Source organism: Piscirickettsia litoralis (genome assembly GCF_001720395.1).
GTDB classification, from domain to species: domain Bacteria; phylum Pseudomonadota; class Gammaproteobacteria; order Piscirickettsiales; family Piscirickettsiaceae; genus Piscirickettsia; species Piscirickettsia litoralis.
Window position 1 is genome coordinate 827,715 of the sequence record NZ_MDTU01000001.1, and the last position, 20,927, is coordinate 848,641.

Sequence of the window (20,927 nt, forward strand, 5' to 3'; positions counted from 1 at the left end):
AATATATAGTAATCATAACCAAAGTGAAGGTAGAACTGTTTATCCCCATCAAACTTGCACCAAATTAACTCTCTCAGCGCTAATTTAGTATAATCTGGAATTTGTCCAGTTGGCACAAACATACCCTCGTCAATTCTTCTATTTGGTTGATCTATATCAAACAAATATTTTCCAAGGTTATCTTCGCTCCTGTTATCAGAAACCTCGAGCAATTTTACACCGTTCAACTCTAAACAGACCATGAAATACAAAACGGCTTTAACATAATTACTTTCAGCCACTAAATACTCTTGATATGTCAAACCTGTATCATCACCAATATCCGAGACAGATGTCCAGTCTTTAGAAGTAAAAGTACTAGAGATATTTCTAAGTTCAGGGTTATACTTTGTCAAACGAAAACATTTCATATTTATGTATAGCGATGCATTCCTTGACATGTTAAGAATTTGCTAATTGGCGAATTCTAACAGCACAATATAGTGAATACAAGCCCAGGTCTAAACTAGAAATGTGGCAATCTTAAAATGAAAAAGTATCTTGTTGACTTAAAAAAATTAAATTAGGCGTATCTAAAACTGATTATTGCTGCCTCTAACTTATTACAGTCGTAGCAAGCGACCTAATCTTCTGGTGATTGATTAAAAAGTCTCCGGTATCAATCCATTAGCTAAAAATCCGCTCCATAAATTTCTTTTTCTTAGGCTGAATAGACATGGGTAAGGTTAAATCAAACTGCTTGGCCGTTTGCGCACGCTTTTTATCACTCATAAACAACAGTGGTGTTTGAATACGTATTCCAGTTGTTGCTGTTAAATTAACAAGTTCTTGATAGCTTTGCAGCCATTCCATCATAAACTCAAGAGAATGTGCCTCTCCAGGATGAATGCCAATAAAGATATCCTGAGCCGAGAGGGTTTGCGCCCAGTTCACAGCAAAACTAAGTAAGCTTGAATAATAAGTTAGCTCTTTGCTTTCAGAAAGGCTATTTTCATTCATCGCTACCACTTGATGCTCTGCAACCACGACTTCTTGAGCGACTTGCTGGGCGCTTTCTAGTTGAAATGAACGTTTAGGAATATCCAAGCTCAAGGCATATGGCATATAGCCCTGGCTCCGTGCGAGATGCAGGCAGAGGCTAGAATGCACCCCACCTGATAATAAGACGACTGCTTTACGTTGCATTCATCACCCTTTTAGCGTTTAACTCCTGCTGTTGCCAGTTTACCAAGCAAAGCCCGTGCCATAAAGCTAAAACGATCGGCAAGTGTTTGCTTCTCGATATAGTTAACTGAGTAAATCTCACGCTCATCAGATTGCGATAAGAGATAATCATCGCTCGTCACCAACTCATCCACTAGATTTAACTCTAGCGCACGCTGGCCAAACCAATGCTCACCGGTTGCAACTTTATCAATATCCAGCTGTGGGCGATATTCACCAACAAAGTCTTTAAATAGATGATGAATGTCTTCTAATTCTTCTTGAAGCTTTTCACGGCCTTCTTTGGTATTTTTACCAAACATCGTCAGTGTACGTTTGTAATCACCGGCGGTGAGTTGCTCGTATTCAACATCGTGCTTTTTTAACACCTTATGAAAGTTAGGCATTTGGAATACCACACCGATCGAACCTAACACTGCAAACGGTGCTGCAATGACGCGATCTGCCACACAGGCCATTAAATAGCCACCACTGGCAGCCACTTGATCCACTGCAATCGTTAATTTCACCCCTTTACTACGAAAACGTGCGAGTTGAGACGCTGCTAAACCGTAAGGGCTGACCATGCCACCCGGGCTTTCTAAGCGAACGACAACTTCATCTTTTTCATTAATAAAGGTCAATAAGGCATCAACCTCTTCACGCAAAGCATGGACAGCAGAAGCTTCGATATCGCCATCAAAATCTAAGACGAATATGCGAGGATCTTGCTCTTCTTCTTTATCCTTATTTTTCTTTTTGTCTTTTTTCTCTTGTTTTTCTTCTTTCTTGCGCTCTTTTTCCAGAGCTTTCAGCTCTTTCTTATCCAGCACTTCAACTTCTATCGTCTCTTTTAAATCATCATAATGATCATTCAGCTTTTCAACTTCCAAGCTGCCTTTTTGCTTGGCAACACGGTTTTTCATCGCCAATGCTAAAATGCCTGAAAATACGATTAAAATCGCTGCGACTAATGTCACCGTTTTTACTAGAAATAAGCCGTAATCGGCTAAGAGTTGGGTAATCACGAATATTCGTCTCCTCTAATTAGATCCCAATAAAATTTTTAAATCATCTTCGTTTTTAACAGTAATACCTAAAGCCTCAGCTTTATCCAGCTTAGAGCCTGCATTTTCCCCTGCAATCAATAAGGTTGTTTTTTTCGAGACACTACTCGTTACTTTCGCACCTAATTGCTGCAATTTTTCTTTAGCTTCATCACGTGAGAGTTCATGCAAGGTCCCAGTTAACACAATGACCTCGCCACTGAGTTTTTTCTCTGAACCATCTGAATTATCCTGACTATCTTTCGATAATTGCGCTTCACGCTCAGGCCAATGAATGCCTGCTGCTTGCAAACGCTTAAGCAGCTCTCTATTTACTTCACGAGAGAAAAACTGACAAATAAAATGTGCAGTTACCGGCCCGACATCATCGACGTTTTGTAATTCTTCCTCAGTTGCCGCCAGCAATGCGGACAAATTACCAAAACGCTCAGCTAAGACTTGAGCCGTGGCCTGGCCGACATTGCGAATACCCAAAGCATATAAAAACCGCCCTAAAGTTGTCATTTTGCTTTTTTCTATCGCCATGAGTACATTATTGGCTGATTTTTCTGCCATACGCTCAAGGCCAATTAATTGCGCTAAAGTAAGCTGATATAGATCCGCAGCATCCTTAACCAATTCTAGATCAACTAATTGCTCAACGAGCTTTTCTCCAAAGCCATCGACATTCAGCGCTTTACGACTAATAAAATGCTTTAAGGCTTCTTTGCGTTGCGCAATACACAACCAACCGCCGGTGCAACGAGATACCGCTTCACCTTCAATACGCTCAATACTCGAACCACAAACCGGACAATTCACTGGCATAACTAATCTAGGGTGTGCTTCATGGGCCTTATCCTGCTCCTCATCCCCCCTAGTTCTCCCAACAATCTCAGGGATCACATCACCGGCGCGGCGTACAATGACAGAATCTCCTGCACGCACATCTTTACGCTCAACTTCATCCATATTATGCAAGGTTGCATTACTGACAACCACACCACCGACATTCACTGGCTCTAAACGTGCGACTGGAGTGAGTGCGCCGGTGCGCCCAACTTGAAACTCAATTGCTTTTACAGTCGTTATTTCTTCTTCAGAAGGCAACTTATATACTATCGCCCACCTTGGCCCTCTAGCAGTGTAACCAAGTTTTTCTTGATCTATAACAGAATCTATTTTATAAACAACACCATCGATATCATAATCGAGCTGCTCTCGATTCTTCAGCATATGCTGATAAAATCTTAAACAGCCCTCCGCACCATAAGCCAATCTAGCGTTAGCATCAATTAAGAAACCCAAATCAATAAGTTTTTGTAGACGACTGTGATGAGTATTTGGTAATACATCACCACCTTCCATTCTGACCAAGCTATAAGCATTAAAGACCAAAGGACGGCTAGCTGTTATCCTAGAGTTTAGTTGACGTAAACTCCCTGCCGCCGCATTACGCGGATTAGCAAAGGTTTTTTCGATTGTTCTTACGTAAATTATCATTAAGCTTTTTAAAACCAGATTTGGTCATAAAAACCTCACCACGAACCTCTAAAAACTCAGGTGGGTTTTTGCACCTTGTAAACGTAATGGAATCGAGCGCACTGTTTTAATATTTTCAGTAACATCCTCACCTGTCGCACCATCCCCTCGTGTTACACCAAGCACTAAAATCCCTTGTTTATAATGCAATGAAATTGCTAAACCATCATATTTGGGTTCACAAAAAAATTGTAGCATTCTCATCGACTTTTAAGCGCTTCACAAAATCATAAATTTCTTGATCACTAAAAACATTATTGAAAGAAAGCATCGGCACCTGATGTTTGGCTTTATTAAACCCATCTAACACCGCACCTCCCACCCTTTGGGTCGGCGAATCAAACTGTTTTAATTCAGGGTATGCTGTTTCTAATTGCTGTAGTTCTTTAAATAAACGATCATACTCGCTATCTGGAACCAGAGGGTCATCCAGTGTGTAATAATGTAAACCATAAAGATTTAGCAGTTTAACAAGTTCATTGATTCTATCTACAAGCTTATTGGTTCTATTCAAAGATTTAGCTGGCGACATGCTGGTCCTTAGCTTCAACATGGTTTTCATGTTCGCCTACTTGATGATCTTTTACTTGCTCTGTCTCACCCTGCTCTTTTTTATTGACCGTTGCTCCAACAGAATAAGTTTCAACGACTGATAAATAATCAGCACTGACGCTTTCTTCAGTCAATACTTCACGACGCATATTTAAAACACGTCCCCCTAATTCAGAGGCAATTTTATGAGTCCCTTCGAGCAATTTAAAAAATGAAATGCGTGGATTCGTTTGTAAATCTGGGCGGGCAAATAAACTCACCGCAGGGATACTGGTCATAGTGTTTTTCAAATCAAAAACACCTGGGGCCACAGCAGAGGTAATATAATAATCAACTTCACCTTGCTCGTTTTTCGCTTCAAAAACGTTTAGCTCTTCATTGAAAATCAAACCGGATTTTTCTAATAAATTAAACAGCGAATAGGCTAAAAAGCCACTGGATTTAGACTCTATATATAAATTTAAAACAGTATCGACAGGCTCTTTTTGAGTTCCTGATGTTGCTGAATTTTCTTGGGTAGACAAACTTTCACTTTCGTCGGTTCCATTTTGATGCTCAGCAATGGTGTCCCCTGAACTCATCTGCAACAGTGTTTTCACGCCCCACTTACGTATCCGCCATACTTTTAGGCGTCTTAGCCCTTCCCAGACAAAAATACCCACCAGCAAAATGCCGACCAACAAAACCAAAACTTTCAAAAATGTTTCCATCAAACTACCCCTTTCGCTTATAACTTAAAATTACTTTATTACTTTTAAAATCTATTCTTCAGCCATTTCCAGCGCTTTTTCGATATCCACGGCGACCAAGCGCGAGACCCCAGGTTCACGCATAGTCACACCCACCAGTTGATCTGCCATTTCCATAGCGATTTTATTGTGAGAAATAAAAATAAATTGCACCGTCTCTGACATCTCTTCAACCAGTCGGCAAAAGCGCCCAACATTCGCATCATCCAAAGGCGCATCCACCTCATCGAGCATACAAAAAGGCGCTGGGTTCAATTGGAAAATAGCAAAGACTAAGGCCGCTGCCGTTAAGGCTTTTTCACCGCCTGATAATAAATGGATCGTACTATTACGTTTGCCTGGTGGGTGTGCCATCAAAGCCACCCCCGCTTCTAATAAGTCATCGCCGATGAGCTCTAATGTTGCTCCACCGCCGCCAAAGAGTTTCGGAAATAAGGTTTTAAAATGGCCGTTTACTTCATCAAAGGTCTCTTTAAAGCGTGTGCGTGTTTCTTTATCAATCTTACGGATCGCAGCTTCCAAAGTCTCCAACGCTTCGATTAAATCATCATGTTGTGCATCTAAATACACTTTACGTTCAGACTGGGCGGCATATTCATCAATCGCTGCCAAATTAATCACACCTAAGCGTTGAATACGTCGGCCGATAAGCTCTAGTGATTCTTCTAGCTCTTTAACATCACCGCTTTCATCATAAATTTCTAATAGGCCCCTTAACTGAAACCCCGCTTCGACCAATTGCTCTTCTATCGATTGACGGCGAATAAATAATTCTTGAGTCTGTAAGCGCCCTTTTTCTAAGGCTTCACGGGCACTAGCCACCTGATTCATCTGCGCATGCAATTGCTTCTCTAGCACACGTACCTGATTTTCATGGCCTTGAGACTGTTCTTTTGCAATGGTTAGCCGGTCTTCAAAACCCAGCTGACGTTCTAGCTGCTCATCGAGCAACATGCGTTGCTCCTCTAAAGGCTCTTCAAACAAAGCTCGGGATTTTTCTAATTCTGCTAAACGTAATTTATCTCGCCCTAATAGTTCTTCTAGGCGCTCTAAAGCCGCTTTAATTCCCGCCTGCTCACTTTGCACACGCTGCAATTGCATTTGCTTTTGCTGAAACTGACCTTTTAATGATTCTAATTGCTGACGTGCTTCTTGCGTTTTTCGTTGTGAGTCCACTCGGCCAGATTCTAAACCTTGCCTTTGTAGCTCTAATTCTGCCATTTGCTCAACAGCGACTTCTAGACGCTGACGGGCAATTTTTATTTCTTCTTGCTCTTCAGTAAATAATTCCTGAGCTTCTGTAAGCTCATGCTGAACCACCGCTAAACGCGCACGCAGTTGCTCTATACGTGCTAAACGGCCACTAACACGTGCCTTAATTTCAGCAAGCTCTCTTTGCGTGACTTGCATATGCTGCTGGGCCGTTTTCACTTGCTCTTCAGCCAATTGCAAATTGTGTTGAGTTTGGCTTAAACGCTCTTCATTAATCGCTATGTTTTCTTCGAGAGTTAATTCTTGCTGTTTTAAGCTTTCTAGCTCTTTTTCACGTGCAATCACCCCTGAGTGAGCATCATCTCGTTTAGTGACTTTGAGCCAATTTGCCCCAAACCATAAACCCTCTTTTGTCACAACAGACTCATAGCTTTTTAGCGCTAAGCGAATGCGTAAAGCAGTGAGCAAATCATCTGCCAGATAGACATGTTGTAACTCACTCGGTAAACTCTCAGCATGCTCAACCACATTGATTAATTTTAGGGCTTGTATACTCTGATCTGAGCTAGAACCTAAACTGGCGTCATCATTAAACCTAACAGATTGATCAATGCAAATTAATGACGCTTCAAGTTCAGATAAGCTCGAATTAACCTGGTAATCCGGTGTATATAAAGCCTGTAGACTCTCACCTAACACCGTTTCAACGGCAGTTTCCCAACCTTCTTGTACACGAATACTCTGAGCCAACTGCTTACTCTCTGCCAAACCTTGAGCATGAATCCACTCTTGTACATGCTCGGAGCTTTCAGCCAATGCAGCTTGTTGCAACGCTTCTAATGAAGCTAAGCGCCCTTTTAGCGGGTGCAACTGGCCACGTTGTTGCTCTAACTCCTGGCGCTGGTGCTCTAGCTGCTGGCGCTGGTGGCTTAAAGCGATCTGCTGCTCTTCATACTGCAACTGTAGCTCTTGCTCTTTTTCTTCTAGTTCACGTTGCTCTTCTTGAACTTCAGTTAAACCGGCTTCTAAAGTTGCGAGATCACTATTTTCAGTCTCAGTACGTAGCTTTTCTAAGCGTTGCTGTAAACGCTGGCCTTGCTCTTCCATGTGGCGAATACGTGTCTGTTCGACTTCAGCTTCTTGGCGACATAAGGCGACTTGCTGAAGTAAGGTCTCACGCTCTTTTTCTAGCTGTCGATAGTTCACTTCCTCTTCTTCAGCAAGCAGGGTCGCTTCTTCAACCGCGGTTTGCAATAACTCGATTTCAGGGGCAAGCTCTTCTTCTTGCTCGGCGAGCAAGACCTTTTGTTCTTCATCGGCAGTCAGCTCTAAACGCGCTTTTTCTAGGCTTTCATTAAGACGAGTCATCTCCTGGCCTGTTTCACGAATACGCGCTGTTGCATGTTCGATTTGCTGCTCTAAACGCGTGACTTCATTGCCGGCTTGATAATAGTCTGCTTGACAGGCATGCAATTTTTCTGAGACTTCACTAAAGGCTAAACGCTCTTTTTCTAAACTTACATCAATCTGTTGCTGCTGAGCTCGTTGCTTTTCAACAGCAATTTCATAGTCTTGGATTTTCTGCTGTTCTTGGTCATGTTGATCTTGCAACACTTTCCAACGTTGAATATAGAGCTGACCTTTAACCTGGCGCTCTTCTTTCTTAAAGTTTTGATATTTTTCAGCGGCCTGGGCTTGTTGATGCAAACGACTCAGCTGTTTGCCTAACTCTTCACGTACATCACTCAAACGTTCTAGATTCTCACGGGTATGGCGAATGCGGCGTTCGGTTTCCTTACGGCGCTCTTTATACTTAGAAATCCCCGCGGCTTCTTCTAAATGCACGCGCAATTCTTCAGGTTTCGCCTCAATAACACGGGAGATCATTCCTTGCTCAATAATCGAATAACTACGCGGGCCTAAACCTGTACCTAGAAAAACATCGGCAATATCACGCTTACGACACTTCGTTCCATTCAAAAAATAAGTAGATTGAGCCTCTCGATTTACTGTCCGTTTAATGGAAATTTCATTGTAATTCGCATAAGGACCGACCAGCTTACCTTGACTATTATCAAAGATCAGCTCAATCATCGCTTGACCCACCGGCTTACGCACACTCGAGCCACTGAAAATCACATCGGTAATCGACTCACCGCGCAAATTCTTCGCTGAGCTTTCCCCCATCACCCAACGTACCGCATCAATAATATTCGATTTTCCGCAACCATTCGGACCGACAATGGATGCCAACTGACTCGGCAACTCCACCGTCGTTGGATCGACAAACGACTTAAACCCCGCCAACTTAATCTTTTTTAATCTCATAGTGCCATTGTACTTATTGTTCTTTTCAAATTATGCTCTTCAGTTTATCACTGAATCGGGTAAAATACCGCCCATTCTATCATGAATCTAGTGGAGCGAATATGTCAGGTTTTCATTATTTCCTAAAAGGCTTAAACCTCATTTTTAAACCCGGGATGCGTCGCTATCTTTACCTGCCTATTTTCCTGAATCTCATCTTGCTGATTGTGTTAGGTTACTTCGGCATTCATGGCATAGAAGCCATCACCGCCCACTTTGCTGGCAGCTTACCTCACTGGCTGCACTTTCTCGAATCGATTGCCACAGTTATTTTAAGCTTAGCCTTTATCGCTCTGCTTGTATTTAGCTTTACCACGCTCGCCAGTATCATCGGCGCGCCCTTTTATAGCGTACTTTGTGAAGCGGTATTGCAACAAGAAGACCATAAGGCCCCCGAAGAAAGCCTCTTCGCCTTAATCAAAGACATGCCCAGACTCATCGGCCGTGAACTGATTAAATTGCGTTATTCTATTGTTCGCGTGATTATCTTAATGATTTTAATGTTCATCCCCGGCTTGAACTTGATCATCAGCATATTATGGTTTTTATTTAACTGCTGGATGCAAGCGATTCAATACATTGATTATCCCATGGACTTATTCAAGCACCACTTTAACCACACCTTAAGCGCCACGCGCAAAAAGCCATTCACAGCGATGGGGTTTGGCTTGATTTGTTTTGTTTGCACAATGATTCCCTTGCTCAACCTCATTGCCATTCCTGCAGCAGTTGCTGGAGGAACATTACTTTGGTCTGATCAAATTAAGCCTTTACTCGATAAAAATTAAAGTATTTAGGAATAATAAGGCCATCAAGTGATTATGACTTGATGGCTTTAAGCTATATAGCGCACCACGGACAAGCTTACCGTATAGATATAACTATGCAGTTATTACATAAACCACAGCCCTGCCATATAGCAAGTCAAAAAATCGCTCAATAAATTGACTACTATTTAAACTATGGAAAGCCATTTGAAGAGTTCAAAGGAAGAAAATGCCCTCTTTGTTACTTGTTGATGACGAATCGCATATTGTAGATGCGCTTAAGCGCTTGTTTCGCCGTGAAAAATATACTTTATTCTGCGCTTATAATGCGTCAGAAGGACTAAATATCTTAGAACAAGAAAAAATCGATGTCATTTTATCTGACCAACGCATGCCAAATATGCTCGGTAGTGAATTTCTGCAACGCGCTCAAGAAAAATTTCCAGAAACCATTCGCGTTATTTTAAGTGGCTATTCCGATACAAAAGAAATTATCAGTGGTGTGCTTAATGGTAGCATCCATCAATTTTTAGAAAAACCCTGGCGCGCCAATGAGCTGCGAGAGCACATTCGTTATCTAATTAACAAAACAATGACTCCAGAAGCCTCACCAGGCGATGATCACACGCTCACAGCAGCATTTTCATTTAACTCAGAAGGCCAACTAAAATCTGTTAATTCCTATTTTTGTAATCTTCTTGATCAAAGTGAAGAGGTAGTATTAACAAAACCATTAACATCAGTCATTAATTACAGTCAAACACAGTTTGAAGAAATATTATCCCATGTTCAAGACCATGGCCATTGGCACGGCAAAGTGACCTTAAACAATCAAAATAAAACGCACTTAATGATGTCTCTTGCCATACTAGAAAAGGAGCATGCAGAACTTATTTATGGCAGCCTACTCACCTCAACTAATAGCGATCACCAATAAAATGATAAATAATTTACGCTTAAACAAACTTCCTTCCATTTTCACCATTATTATTGGAGCGGCAATCAGTTTTTTTTATTTTATAGCATCAACGAAACAAACCAATCAGAAACATCAAACCACTTTAGAGAACTCGCAACAGATACGCAGCAATCCATACAGAATAATATCAATAAAAATATCGCTGCAATTAATATCTTAAAATCTTTCTATGAAGCATCAAACTTTGTCAGCTTTGATGAGTTTACTATTTTTACAAATGGCTTATTAAAAAGAAACTTAGCCATCCAAGCATTAGAGTGGATTCCAAAGATCACACAATCCCAACGCAATGATTATGTCAAAAAATGCCAATCAATTTTTCCCAAGCTTTAAAATCAAAGAAAATCACAAGGAAAAATGATAACTGCTAAAGATAAGTCCAGCTATTTCCCTGTTTATTATGTTAACCCAGTGAAAGGCAATAAAAAAGCAATCGGGTTTGATTTATCTTCCAGCCCCGCGCGAGACAGAAGTCTCAAAAAAAAGCTGCAATTACAGGAAGAAGTGTCGCCACTAACTCAATAACACTAGTGCAAGAGAAAGGCAGCAGTCATGGATTTTTTACTCTTCAACCCAATATACAACGCAACATATCCAGAAAAAAGCTTCTTTTGAAAACCTAAAGGGCTTTGTACTCGGCGTTTATAGAATCAATGATATGCTAGATCAATCCCTTAATTTTTCTTCAAAAAGTAACCTCACTCTTATAGTCAAAGAGAAAGTGAATGATAATACTTTTTCAACAATACTCGAAAATAATGTAGAGCAAAAAGCAAGTAGCAAACTCGCTTATCAATCAACCCTCACAGTCGCCGACAAAAAATGGCAAATAGTAATTTCCCCATCACAAAGCTTTATCAAAGAACACCAAACCTACCTGCCAATCACAATATTTTTAGCAGGTCTGGTTATCTCATTCATGCTCTCAGCTTACCTTTGGGTACTCATTAATAGAGAAGCCCGAGTCAAAAAGCTAGTTAAAGAGCGCACAGAACAACTTAATGATTTAAATAGCAAGTTGACGGTACTGAATGAAGAACTGGACCACAAAGTGCTTGAACGGACACAAAAACTTAAAGAAAACCAAGAACAGCTAGTCCAGTCAGAGAAACTAGCTTCTATCGGTCAACTTGCCGCCGGTGTTGCTCATGAAATTAACAACCCCATTAGCTACATCATGAACAATATCGAAGTCATGGGAGAGTACTTAGACTCTATTAAAAGCGTCACAAATAAAGCATATGCTTGCAGCGAAACACTAAACTCAGATGATATAAGTGCTAAAGACAGCAAGCTTAAAGAACTAAAAGAGTCACTTGATCAAGAAGATATGACTTATATCATTGAAGATACCGAGAATATCATCGAGCAATCACTTGAAGGCACCGAAAAAGTTAAAAATATTGTTTTAAGCTTAAAATCGCTAGCTCACTCAGAAGCTGAAACAAAAGAAGAGTTCGACCTTAACCATTGCATAGAGCAAGCCTTAACGATTACTCAAAATGAACTCAAATACAAATGCGAAATAATAAAAAATTTCGACAATGTAAAACCAATACTAGGCTACTCTTCACAAATCGGCCAAGTCATCATGAACTTGCTCGTCAATGCAGCACATGCAATCAAAGAAAGTGGCACAATCACAATCACCACCAAACAACAAGAAGGCTTCAATCTACTGACAATTGCAGATAATGGTCATGGCATTCACCAAGATAATCTTGCAAAACTATTTGACCCATTTTTTACGACAAAGCCTGTTGGTGAAGGTACTGGGCTTGGACTATCGATCAGCTATGGCATTATCAAAAAACATGATGGTTCAATCAATGTTGAAAGTGAAGAAGGTAAGGGCACCACCTTCACTATCAAATTACCCAATCAACCCCTCTAAACTTTGGCATAAGAAGAGTGATTAACCATTGTTCGAATAAGTACAATTAATATACACATCACTAAAACAACCACTAAAGCAAATAAGGGGACTTTCCAGTAAAGCCCAACTTGAAGCCAGCCTGCAATCAAAGCGGCTAAAAAGCCCATCATCATCGCAATAAAGCTCGTCACTGATGATGTTGTTGACTTATCCTCAGCACGTTGAACAATTACAGCAACAGCTGTTGATAACACCATCGGCAACCCCATATAAGTGATCGATAGTGCTAAGAAAAAACCCAATGTATATGAGTAAAAGAAAAAACCAATCACCGTTAGCGCAATGACTCCAGTTAATGATATCACTCCACCAATCATTTTAACTTGAATGGCAGTTAAACTATGGCTTAATCGACCTGTAATAAAATTACCCAACACATACCCAGCAGTCACTAACAAAAAGCTAAAACCAAAATAAACAGGTGTTAATTTCATTTCTTGTAGAGCGATGATCGGTAAAACTGCGGCCATCATATAAACCACTGCATTTGTCATCCCCCATAACAAAGCATAAGGATAAATCACTTTATCTAAAATAACATTTTGATATTGCATAATTAGCGGCTTAAATTTTATATTATCTCGAGAGTAATTGGTCGCTGTTTCTGGGAGCTTCCATGCAAAAATTAATGCGATCACATAATACAATAATAAAAACTCAAAACAACTCCTCCAACCCAATACACCCGTTAATTCACCTCCTACAGCGATTGCAATTCCTGGCAATATTGCAAACGCTGTAGTCACATATGCGGTAACCCGTCTCGCTTTTGGGCCATCATAGTAATCATTAATCATAGTAAACGTTATATTCAAACCACAACCCGCACCAAAGGACATAATCAAACGCCCAACCAGAAGCACCTCAATATTAGTTGCAAAGCTCGATAGGATTGAGCCAATAATTGACAAACCAAGCCCAAAATAAAGTGCTCTTTTACGCCCAAATGCATTCGCAATGGGCCCATAAATTAATTGGCTCAATGCATAACCTAAGACAAATAAAGTCACAACCCACTCAGCAATATGAGCAGGTATCGAATAAGCAGATGCAATTTCTGATAACGCTGGCGAAGGTAAAACAGAGCCTACAGAAGCCAAAGACACCATTACAATTAAGCTTACCAAAGGTAACTTATTATTTTCATTCACTTTAACTTTATTAAATAAACGATCAGCCATCAAAACTCTCCTCATTTCGATGACTCATAGTAATCGTATTATAAATATATTAAAATTTAATATAATCTTATTATTATTAACTTAAAGTTAATTAAAAACGATAGGTATAAAAATCTAAATATGTACTACAGCATCCGCCAAATCGAAGTATTTTTTAAAACCTCACAAACCTTAAGCATCACCCAAACAGCAAAAGCATTGAATATGACAGTCCCTGCCGCTTGGAAGCATATTCACAATTTAGAGCAACTCTGCCAAAAACAATTATTTTCACGTCATGGTAAGAAATTTTTACTCACTCCAGAAGGAGCTGAGCTTGCAAGAGGTGCCGAAGTTTTTTTACAGGCAAAAGATCAATTTTCAGCATCAATCAATGAGCTTAACCAAGAAGAGCAAGCAACAATTCGCCTATCGATCACCAATACTTTCCAAAGCACTATTTTTATGCTGTTGAGTCCTTTTTTAGAACAGTACCCCCATGTCCAATTAGATTTGACCGTTGATAAGTGGGGAGATCAGCAAGTCGAGCTTGAAAATAATCGTCATGATTTTTATATTATTAGCGACCCACTTACCTATAGTCAGGATTGGGAAACTTACTCATTATTCGAGTTCGAATTTGTTCTTACCGTATCTTCCGCCCACCCTTTAGCAAGCAAAAAGAAAATAGACCTAGCAGACTTAGCAACGGTACAGTTTTTAACGACTCGTCTGCAGTCTCCTACGAAAATCCGCCAAAAAAAGCTGATGACTCAATGGGGAGCGACAAAATCACCTTTGTACTTAGATTCATACATGGCAATTCGTGAAGCGGCTAAGGCCAATATCGGCGTTGCAATTTTACCAATCACTACCCTAGCTGAAGATATAAAGACTAAAAAACTCAAAGTATTACCTTACAAAATAGATGATTTTTCAGCAAAACTTGTTTTAATAAACAGAAAAAACAAATACCAAAGTCGCGCGCATAAATTATTTAAAGACTTCTTGATACAGAGAACCAAAACAACCTAGCCAATACACGCAGATTAATAGGACAAGAACCTCAAGCAAAGCTGTGATGATAACAAGGCTTCAAGCTCAAGACTCATCTCTCTCAAGCGCTATCAATTCGGGCCAAATTGGTTTAACATGCGGTAAGGTTTATATGCAGGTTTAATGATAAAAAATGAAGACAAGTCAATATCTAATTACAACATTAAAAGAAACGCCGGCTGATGCTGAGCTCGTCAGTCATCAGTTGATGCTACGCGCAGGCTTAATTCGCCGCTTGGCCTCTGGCCTCTATACATGGATGCCATTAGGTCTGCGTGTTCTACGCAAGGTAGAAAATATCGTCCGTAATGAAATGAATAAAGCCGGTGCCATCGAAATGCTCATGACCTGCTCACAACCTGCAGAGTTATGGCAAGAATCTGGTCGTTGGGATAAATATGGCGCAGAATTACTACGTATGAAAGATCGCCACCAGCGTGATTTTTGCTTTGGCCCAACTCATGAAGAAGTGATTACAGATCTTGTCCGTCGTGAACTTTCCAGCTATAAAGAATTACCCGTCACACTTTTCCAAATTCAAACCAAATTCCGCGATGAAATTCGCCCACGTTTTGGGGTGATGCGCTCACGTGAATTTTTAATGAAAGATGCTTATTCTTTCCATAGTGATCGCCAAAGCCTGGAAGAAACTTATCAGGCCATGTACAGTGCTTATAGTGATATTTTCAACAAATTAGGCTTAAAGTTCCGTGCGGTTATTGCTGATAATGGTTCGATTGGCGGCTCTGCCTCACATGAATTTCATGTCCTGGCCGATGCCGGTGAAGACTTAATTGCCTACAGTGATCAAAGCGATTACGCTGCCAATGTTGAAAAAGCCGTCGCGCTTGCACCCAGCACTGAACGTCCACAAGCCAGCGCAGAACTCATCCTAGTCGATACGCCGATCCAACGCTCAATCAAAGATGTCTGTGAATTACTCGGCTGCCAAGCCAATCAAACAGTAAAAACATTATTAGTTCAAGGCAGCGAAGAAAACACGCTCGTTGCCCTCGTTGTTCGCGGTGATCACGAGCTAAATGAAATTAAAGCTGAACACTTGCCTGAAGTCGCAAGCCCTCTCACCCTCGCAACAGACCAGCAAATAACAACAACAATGGGCGCTGAAGCTGGTTTCATTGGCCCTGTGAACAGCAAAGTCACTGTGATTGTTGATACGGATGCCGCGCAGCTTGCTGATTTTGTCTGTGGTGCCAATCAAAATGGCAAACACTACCAAGGGGTCAACTGGCAACGTGATGCAGAATATCACTATATTACCGACCTACGCACCGTTATTGCCGGTGATGCAAGCCCTGATGGCAAAGGTACACTGCATATGGCGCGAGGCATCGAGGTCGGCCATATTTTCCAACTTGGTAATAATTACTCTAAAGCCATGCAAGCGACAGTGCTTGATGAAAACGGCAAGCAAAAAACCCTTGAGATGGGGTGCTATGGCATTGGTGTGTCACGTATTATCGCTGCGGCTATCGAACAAAACCATGATGATAATGGCATTATCTGGCCGAGTGCGATGGCGCCTTTCCAAGTGGTGATCATTGGTATTAACTACAATAAGTCTACCGAAGTTAAACAAGCCGCTGATCGGCTCTATCAAACGATGCAACAACAAGGTATAGAGGTGATCCTCGATGATCGCAAAGAGCGTCCCGGCGTTCTTTTTGCCGATGCCGACTTAATTGGTATTCCGCACCGCATTATCATCGGCGATCGTGGCCTTAAAAATGGGCAAGTTGAATATAAATCACGCAGAGCAGGCAACAGCGAAGATATTAACCTGGACGATGCTCTTGGCTTTATTCAAAATAAATTGCAGTTGCAATCGCAACCGTCTTAATACCTCTAAAACCAGGCAAAAGTGAGGCTGCTCTTGCTGCACCTCACTTCTATATTTTATGCTTTATTGACTTAAATACCGATTAATATCTTGCAGGCGTACCGATAAACGCACCATACAATCACGCATACTCATGTAAGTCACACCGATAAAAAATACCCCGGCAAAAAGGCTCGACCATGAAGCAAAATGGCTCACATTTTCCCAAGACCAATACATAGACACGACGGTTACCAAGCCAATCAAGCTCATTAGACTCAAATAAAACCCTCGCTGATATGTAATTTCACTTTTTGCTTCATCTTGAATTTGCAATAGGCTGTATTTGTCTGCTTTAGAGTTTCTATCCATAAATTCAAACATCAGCTAACCTCCTGGTCTGCACTAAAATTCTATCCTAACAAGCATCCTGCTTGTTATTCCATAATATAAAACAGCTCACAATAAGTCCAAGGTTAACAAGGTAAATGTTTTTAAAATTTTTCTAAACAGAAAAATCTGAGCCTGCTATAACAATAGTCTTTAATCACCTAATTCTATCGACATCTTGCACAAAAGATCATTTCACATACGCTTGTGATAACACTAGGAAGAAGCCGACGGAGCCAAATTATAAACACGCTTCACTATAAATAAAAAAGCACCTATAACAGGTGCTTTTCTCATACTTTATTAAAGCAAATAATAATGAAACAAAAAAATCTAGTTCAAATTACATGTGCTCAATAATCACATTACCAAACTCAGAGCAGCTCACTTTAGTCGCTCCTGGCATTAAACGCTCAAAGTCATACGTTACACGCTTAGACTCAATCGCACCTTCCATACCCTTAACAACAAGATCAGCAGCTTTTGTCCAGCCCATATGACGCAACATCATTTCAGCAGAGAGAATCAATGAACCAGGATTCACCTTATCTTGACCGGCATATTTTGGAGCCGTGCCGTGAGTTGCTTCAAATACAGCGACTTTGTCATTCGAGTTTGCACCAGGTGCAATACCGATACCGCCGACTTGTGCAGCCAATGCATCAGAAACATAGTCACCATTTAGGTTCAATGTCGCAACAACATCGTACTCTGCTGGGCGCAATAAGATTTGCTGTAAAAATGCATCGGCAATTGAATCTTTAATGATGATTTCTTTACCTGTCTTAGGGTTCTTAAATGAGCACCAAGGGCCACCATCGATTTCTTTAGCACCGAACTTGGTCTTAGCCACTTCATAACCCCAGTCTTTAAATGCACCTTCGGTAAACTTCATAATGTTACCTTTGTGCACTAAAGTGACAGAGTCACGGTCATTATCAATCGCATATTGAATCGCACGCTCTACTAAACGAGAAGTACCGTCCTTAGAAACAGGTTTCACACCAATGCCTGATGTTTCAGGGAAGCGAATTTTAGTCACACCCATTTGATTGATGAAAAAGTCAATGACTTTTTTCGCTTCAGGCGTACCGGACTGCCATTCAATACCTGCATAAATATCTTCTGAATTTTCACGGAAGATCACCATGTCTGTTTTTTCAGGCTCTTTTAATGGACTTGGTGTTCCTTGATAATAGCGTACTGGACGCAAGCATACATATAAATCAAGCTCTTGACGAATTGCAACGTTCAAAGAACGAAAACCGCCCCCCACAGGCGTTGTTAATGGGCCTTTGATAGAAACAGCGTAGTCTTTTAATGCAGCAAATGTTTCTTGTGGCAACCAGTCACCATTATACTTTTCATTGGCTTTTTCACCGGCATAGACTTCCATCCAAGCGATCTGGCGATCGCCACCGTAAGCTTTTTCTACGGCGGTATCAACCACTTTTTTCATCACAGGTGTTACATCAACACCGATACCATCACCTTCGATAAAAGGAATAATTGGGTTATTAGGAACATTCAATGCACCACTTGCATCAAAAGTAATCTTCTCTCCCCCAGCAGGAACTTGGATATTAGACATATTTTATTTCCTCAATTCGGCTTACTCTTAAATTCAGCTTGCTATTATACACGCCTGTGCAAGCAACTCACAAATATCTTACATGGATTTTTATCACAAAGCCTATGATCTATAAGTATTACTACAAGCCATGTTAGCTAAACTTACAGCTATAACTTACTCGCAGTAGCATCTAACACTGAATACGATATACGATCAACACAGCCCTTTCTATTTTAGTTCAGAGAAATATTTCTCACTCAATGTATTTATCTCGCCTGACGCTCTGATCTTCCCTATTTCCTGCCAAATACGAGTGGCGAGCTTAGGATGGTTTCTAACAAACTGTTTAGATAACATTAAGTAATAATTTTTGGTCTTTATCGGTGGCTCAATTTTAACAATATCCCGGTAAATATTCTGATCTTTCTTTAAATAAAAATCCCCTGATAATGAGAAAATTGCGGCGACCTTAACTCGACCTAATTTTAACAAGTGAAAAGCCTCAGCGACAGTAGAGACTTCAACCACCCTCACATTCATATTCTTTAAATCTTCAGCAATCGAAAAGCCACGAATCGTCACAACTTTCATTTTTGGAGAGTGAGGTAATAACTGCTTATTTTCAAAACTTAACTTTGAAGATTTCAGTCCATAGAAAGAATAGGAATTTGCATAACTTTTTTTCGATGCATCAACATGCCCCTCTATCATAGGGTAAACACCATACCTTTCTCGTACACGCTTAAAACTTGCATTGAATACGCCATCCACTTGATTAGCTCCAAGCGAAACAAGCGCACGCTTCCACGGCATGCGAACTAGCTTTACTGTTAAATTTAAGCGCTTCGCTGCTAGTTTAACAATATCTACAGCAAGACCTGGTAATAACGTCGGAATCGTTTGCCCATTGCCAAGCTGATAAGGAAAATTCTCTGAATCTTGATAGGCAAATGTTAGTGTTTCTTTTGCAAGAGCTGGCACACTCAACAATAGCAAGTGTAACCAAAATATGAATAAAGATAATATTTTCATTTTTTTTGTCCATCTCGCCGATCATCGCTGCTATCTGTCATCCGCTCTAATTCAGCCTTCTGTGCTTGAATGATTTTTGTCTGTTTATGCAATAAATGCTGAATTAATGTCTCTTGATCCTCGTCCAAAATAACATCAAAATTTACAGCAACATGATAGAGTTCACCTCGCAGCTCACAAGAAACGATCGTGCCAAAGGTCCGGATATACACATAACGGGGTAATAAGAAAAAATTAACTTCCAACTGGCTGGTTGCAGGAGGCTTCAGAGCTTCAAAAGCAACTCCTGTCGCACTAAGACTGACTTTTTCCGGTTCTTTTTGACGTTTATCATCACCATACAAGTTTTGATAAGCCTGTATTTTGTGCATAAATAAATCAATACGCTCATTCATTAAATCCAAACATACCGCAATTTCAGGAGAGCGATTTTTTAACTGAGAAATCGACGTTTGTAATTTTTGTTCAATGCGATAAAGCTCACCACCTTGACCATACTCTTTTTCTTGGCTAAGCCGTTCTATTCCTGCAACAAGCTCTTCAGGAGAAACAGATTTCCACTCTAAAATGACTTGGTCATCCAACCTAAAGTAACGCCGCCGTCCATCTTCATCACTCATCAAATCCCCCTTCTTCTTTCAGGCCAGTGATTGTTATTAGAAATCATCAGGCAGTCCTATTTCTTCATCATCAATCGAGAAATCTCCCCCTTCTTCATCTTTGCCAAAGACAACCGTAATCTCAACACGGCGATTTTTCGAACGATTTTCAGCCTTCTTGTTGTCTGCTAGGGGCTTCGTATCTGCATAACCGACAACGGTAAAGCGTTTTTGATCTAAGCCTTCATCACGAAATAAAGCTAAAGCCACCGACACAGCACGCTCTGCCGATAAATCCCAGTTAGAACGAAAACGCGCATTAGAGATACGCAAGTTGTCCGTGTGTCCTGCAACGATGATACTGCCTTTTGTTTTCTTTAATACATTGGCAATTTTTGCGATAACGGGCAAAAAAGTAGGCCGAACTAGCTCAGAACCCGACTGAAAGCTCTCCCCTTCTTTTAGGCGAATAATGACTTTTTTATCCTCAAGCTTCACTGAAATTTTATTCTCTTGAACTTCTGTTGCCAACTCACGCTTAGCAACATTTTCAAACTCTTTCGCTTTTTTACTTGCTTCTTTATCCTGAACCTGATCGGTTGGATTCAGTTCAGGGCGCTTTTCTTTCGCTACCTGCTGAATCGTTTTAACCGGCGTTGGCACGGGCTTGCCCGGACTGAACTCCTGCTTGATAACACTCGTTCCCTTAGGAATATCTTCAACACGGATTTGCCGTTGCACCCCAAAAGCAAACTTCATGCTGCCAGCCACCCGCTTATATTTTTGCACGTCCATTTCTGAAAATGATAATAATAAGACAAAAAAACACATCAGCAGAGACATTAAATCGGCAAAGGTCGCAAGCCATGGGGGGCAGGCCGGCGGGGCATTCTTCTTCAGGCTCGTCATCATCAGCACTGCTCA

Annotated in this window: 20 protein-coding genes; 6 read left to right on the plus strand and 14 right to left on the minus strand. The window is 40.7% G+C overall.

Annotation, left to right across the window (positions count from 1 at the left end):
• The 8 genes from BGC07_RS20530 to smc form a co-directional block, all read right to left on the minus strand.
• A partial coding sequence (locus tag BGC07_RS20530; RefSeq protein WP_158006863.1) for a hypothetical protein occupies positions 1-395 on the minus strand: 395 nt, incomplete at its 3' end.
• A 271-nt stretch (positions 396-666) separates the two neighbouring features.
• On the minus strand, positions 667-1,185 hold the full coding sequence (locus BGC07_RS03970; protein ID WP_069312046.1) for a 7-cyano-7-deazaguanine synthase: 519 nt from the start codon (positions 1,183-1,185) through the stop codon (positions 667-669).
• Positions 1,186-1,196: 11 nt separating this feature from the next.
• Entirely contained in the window at positions 1,197-2,231 is a 1,035-nt protein-coding gene (sohB, locus tag BGC07_RS03975; protein WP_069312047.1) for a protease SohB, read from the minus strand.
• Between the two features lie 15 nt (positions 2,232-2,246).
• The gene (ligA, locus tag BGC07_RS03980) at positions 2,247-3,752 is read right to left on the minus strand and encodes an NAD-dependent DNA ligase LigA (protein WP_235602912.1); all 1,506 of its coding nucleotides are present in this window, start codon (positions 3,750-3,752) and stop codon (positions 2,247-2,249) included.
• Between the two features lie 48 nt (positions 3,753-3,800).
• Complete coding sequence (locus tag BGC07_RS21715; protein ID WP_235602913.1) at positions 3,801-3,989, minus strand: hypothetical protein; 189 nt, start codon at positions 3,987-3,989, stop codon at positions 3,801-3,803.
• Entirely contained in the window at positions 3,970-4,323 is a 354-nt protein-coding gene (locus tag BGC07_RS21720; RefSeq protein WP_235602914.1) for a DNA ligase LigA-related protein, read from the minus strand. The genes BGC07_RS21715 and BGC07_RS21720 overlap by 20 nt, the downstream gene beginning before the upstream one ends.
• Positions 4,310-5,053: a cell division protein ZipA C-terminal FtsZ-binding domain-containing protein gene (locus BGC07_RS03985; protein WP_069312048.1), complete on the minus strand. Its 744-nt coding sequence runs from the start codon at positions 5,051-5,053 to the stop codon at positions 4,310-4,312. The genes BGC07_RS21720 and BGC07_RS03985 overlap by 14 nt, the downstream gene beginning before the upstream one ends.
• Positions 5,054-5,104: 51 nt before the next feature.
• Positions 5,105-8,632, minus strand: a complete 3,528-nt coding sequence (gene smc / locus BGC07_RS03990) for a chromosome segregation protein SMC (protein WP_069312049.1) — start codon at positions 8,630-8,632, stop codon at positions 5,105-5,107.
• Between the two features lie 101 nt (positions 8,633-8,733).
• Here smc and cysZ point away from each other — a divergent pair, with 101 nt between their 5' ends.
• The 4 genes from cysZ (at position 8,734) to BGC07_RS21150 (ending at position 12,311) form a co-directional block, all read left to right on the plus strand.
• Positions 8,734-9,459: a sulfate transporter CysZ gene (gene cysZ, locus BGC07_RS03995; RefSeq protein WP_069312050.1), complete on the plus strand. Its 726-nt coding sequence runs from the start codon at positions 8,734-8,736 to the stop codon at positions 9,457-9,459.
• Between the two features lie 208 nt (positions 9,460-9,667).
• Positions 9,668-10,375 carry an ATP-binding response regulator gene (locus BGC07_RS04000; RefSeq protein ID WP_069312051.1) on the plus strand — a complete coding sequence of 236 codons (708 nt, stop codon included), beginning with the start codon at positions 9,668-9,670 and terminating at the stop codon, positions 10,373-10,375.
• A gap of 399 nt (positions 10,376-10,774) precedes the next feature.
• Positions 10,775-10,942 carry a CHASE domain-containing protein gene (locus tag BGC07_RS21145; RefSeq protein ID WP_201258110.1) on the plus strand — a complete coding sequence of 56 codons (168 nt, stop codon included), beginning with the start codon at positions 10,775-10,777 and terminating at the stop codon, positions 10,940-10,942.
• 133 nt (positions 10,943-11,075) lie between these two features.
• The gene (locus BGC07_RS21150) at positions 11,076-12,311 is read left to right on the plus strand and encodes a sensor histidine kinase (RefSeq protein ID WP_201258111.1); all 1,236 of its coding nucleotides are present in this window, start codon (positions 11,076-11,078) and stop codon (positions 12,309-12,311) included.
• On the opposite strand, the gene BGC07_RS04010 is transcribed toward BGC07_RS21150, so the two are convergent.
• The gene (locus BGC07_RS04010; protein ID WP_069312052.1) at positions 12,308-13,534 is read right to left on the minus strand and encodes an MFS transporter; all 1,227 of its coding nucleotides are present in this window, start codon (positions 13,532-13,534) and stop codon (positions 12,308-12,310) included. The genes BGC07_RS21150 and BGC07_RS04010 overlap by 4 nt on opposite strands.
• A 120-nt stretch (positions 13,535-13,654) precedes the next feature.
• On the opposite strand from BGC07_RS04010, the gene BGC07_RS04015 reads away from it, so the two are divergent.
• Together BGC07_RS04015 and BGC07_RS04020 are read left to right on the plus strand one after the other, a co-directional pair.
• Positions 13,655-14,548, plus strand: a complete 894-nt coding sequence (locus BGC07_RS04015; RefSeq protein ID WP_069312053.1) for a LysR family transcriptional regulator — start codon at positions 13,655-13,657, stop codon at positions 14,546-14,548.
• Positions 14,549-14,702: 154 nt separating this feature from the next.
• Positions 14,703-16,430, plus strand: a complete 1,728-nt coding sequence (locus BGC07_RS04020) for a proline--tRNA ligase (protein ID WP_069312054.1) — start codon at positions 14,703-14,705, stop codon at positions 16,428-16,430.
• 63 nt (positions 16,431-16,493) lie between these two features.
• Here BGC07_RS04020 and BGC07_RS04025 read toward each other — a convergent pair whose 3' ends face one another.
• The 5 genes from BGC07_RS04025 to BGC07_RS04045 all read right to left on the minus strand — a co-directional run bounded on the left by BGC07_RS04025 (position 16,494) and on the right by BGC07_RS04045 (position 20,915).
• Positions 16,494-16,793 (minus strand): hypothetical protein, encoded by a 300-nt coding sequence (locus BGC07_RS04025; protein ID WP_069312055.1) that lies wholly within the window; start codon positions 16,791-16,793, stop codon positions 16,494-16,496.
• A 349-nt stretch (positions 16,794-17,142) separates the two neighbouring features.
• The gene (icd, locus tag BGC07_RS04030; RefSeq protein ID WP_069312056.1) at positions 17,143-18,390 is read right to left on the minus strand and encodes an NADP-dependent isocitrate dehydrogenase; all 1,248 of its coding nucleotides are present in this window, start codon (positions 18,388-18,390) and stop codon (positions 17,143-17,145) included.
• A gap of 210 nt (positions 18,391-18,600) precedes the next feature.
• Positions 18,601-19,404, minus strand: a complete 804-nt coding sequence (locus BGC07_RS04035; protein WP_069312057.1) for a substrate-binding periplasmic protein — start codon at positions 19,402-19,404, stop codon at positions 18,601-18,603.
• Positions 19,401-20,024 carry a PilZ domain-containing protein gene (locus tag BGC07_RS04040; RefSeq protein ID WP_069312058.1) on the minus strand — a complete coding sequence of 208 codons (624 nt, stop codon included), beginning with the start codon at positions 20,022-20,024 and terminating at the stop codon, positions 19,401-19,403. The genes BGC07_RS04035 and BGC07_RS04040 overlap by 4 nt, the downstream gene beginning before the upstream one ends.
• 36 nt (positions 20,025-20,060) lie before the next feature.
• Positions 20,061-20,915 carry a flagellar motor protein MotB gene (locus BGC07_RS04045; RefSeq protein ID WP_139121614.1) on the minus strand — a complete coding sequence of 285 codons (855 nt, stop codon included), beginning with the start codon at positions 20,913-20,915 and terminating at the stop codon, positions 20,061-20,063.
• Positions 20,916-20,927 lie beyond the last annotated feature (12 nt).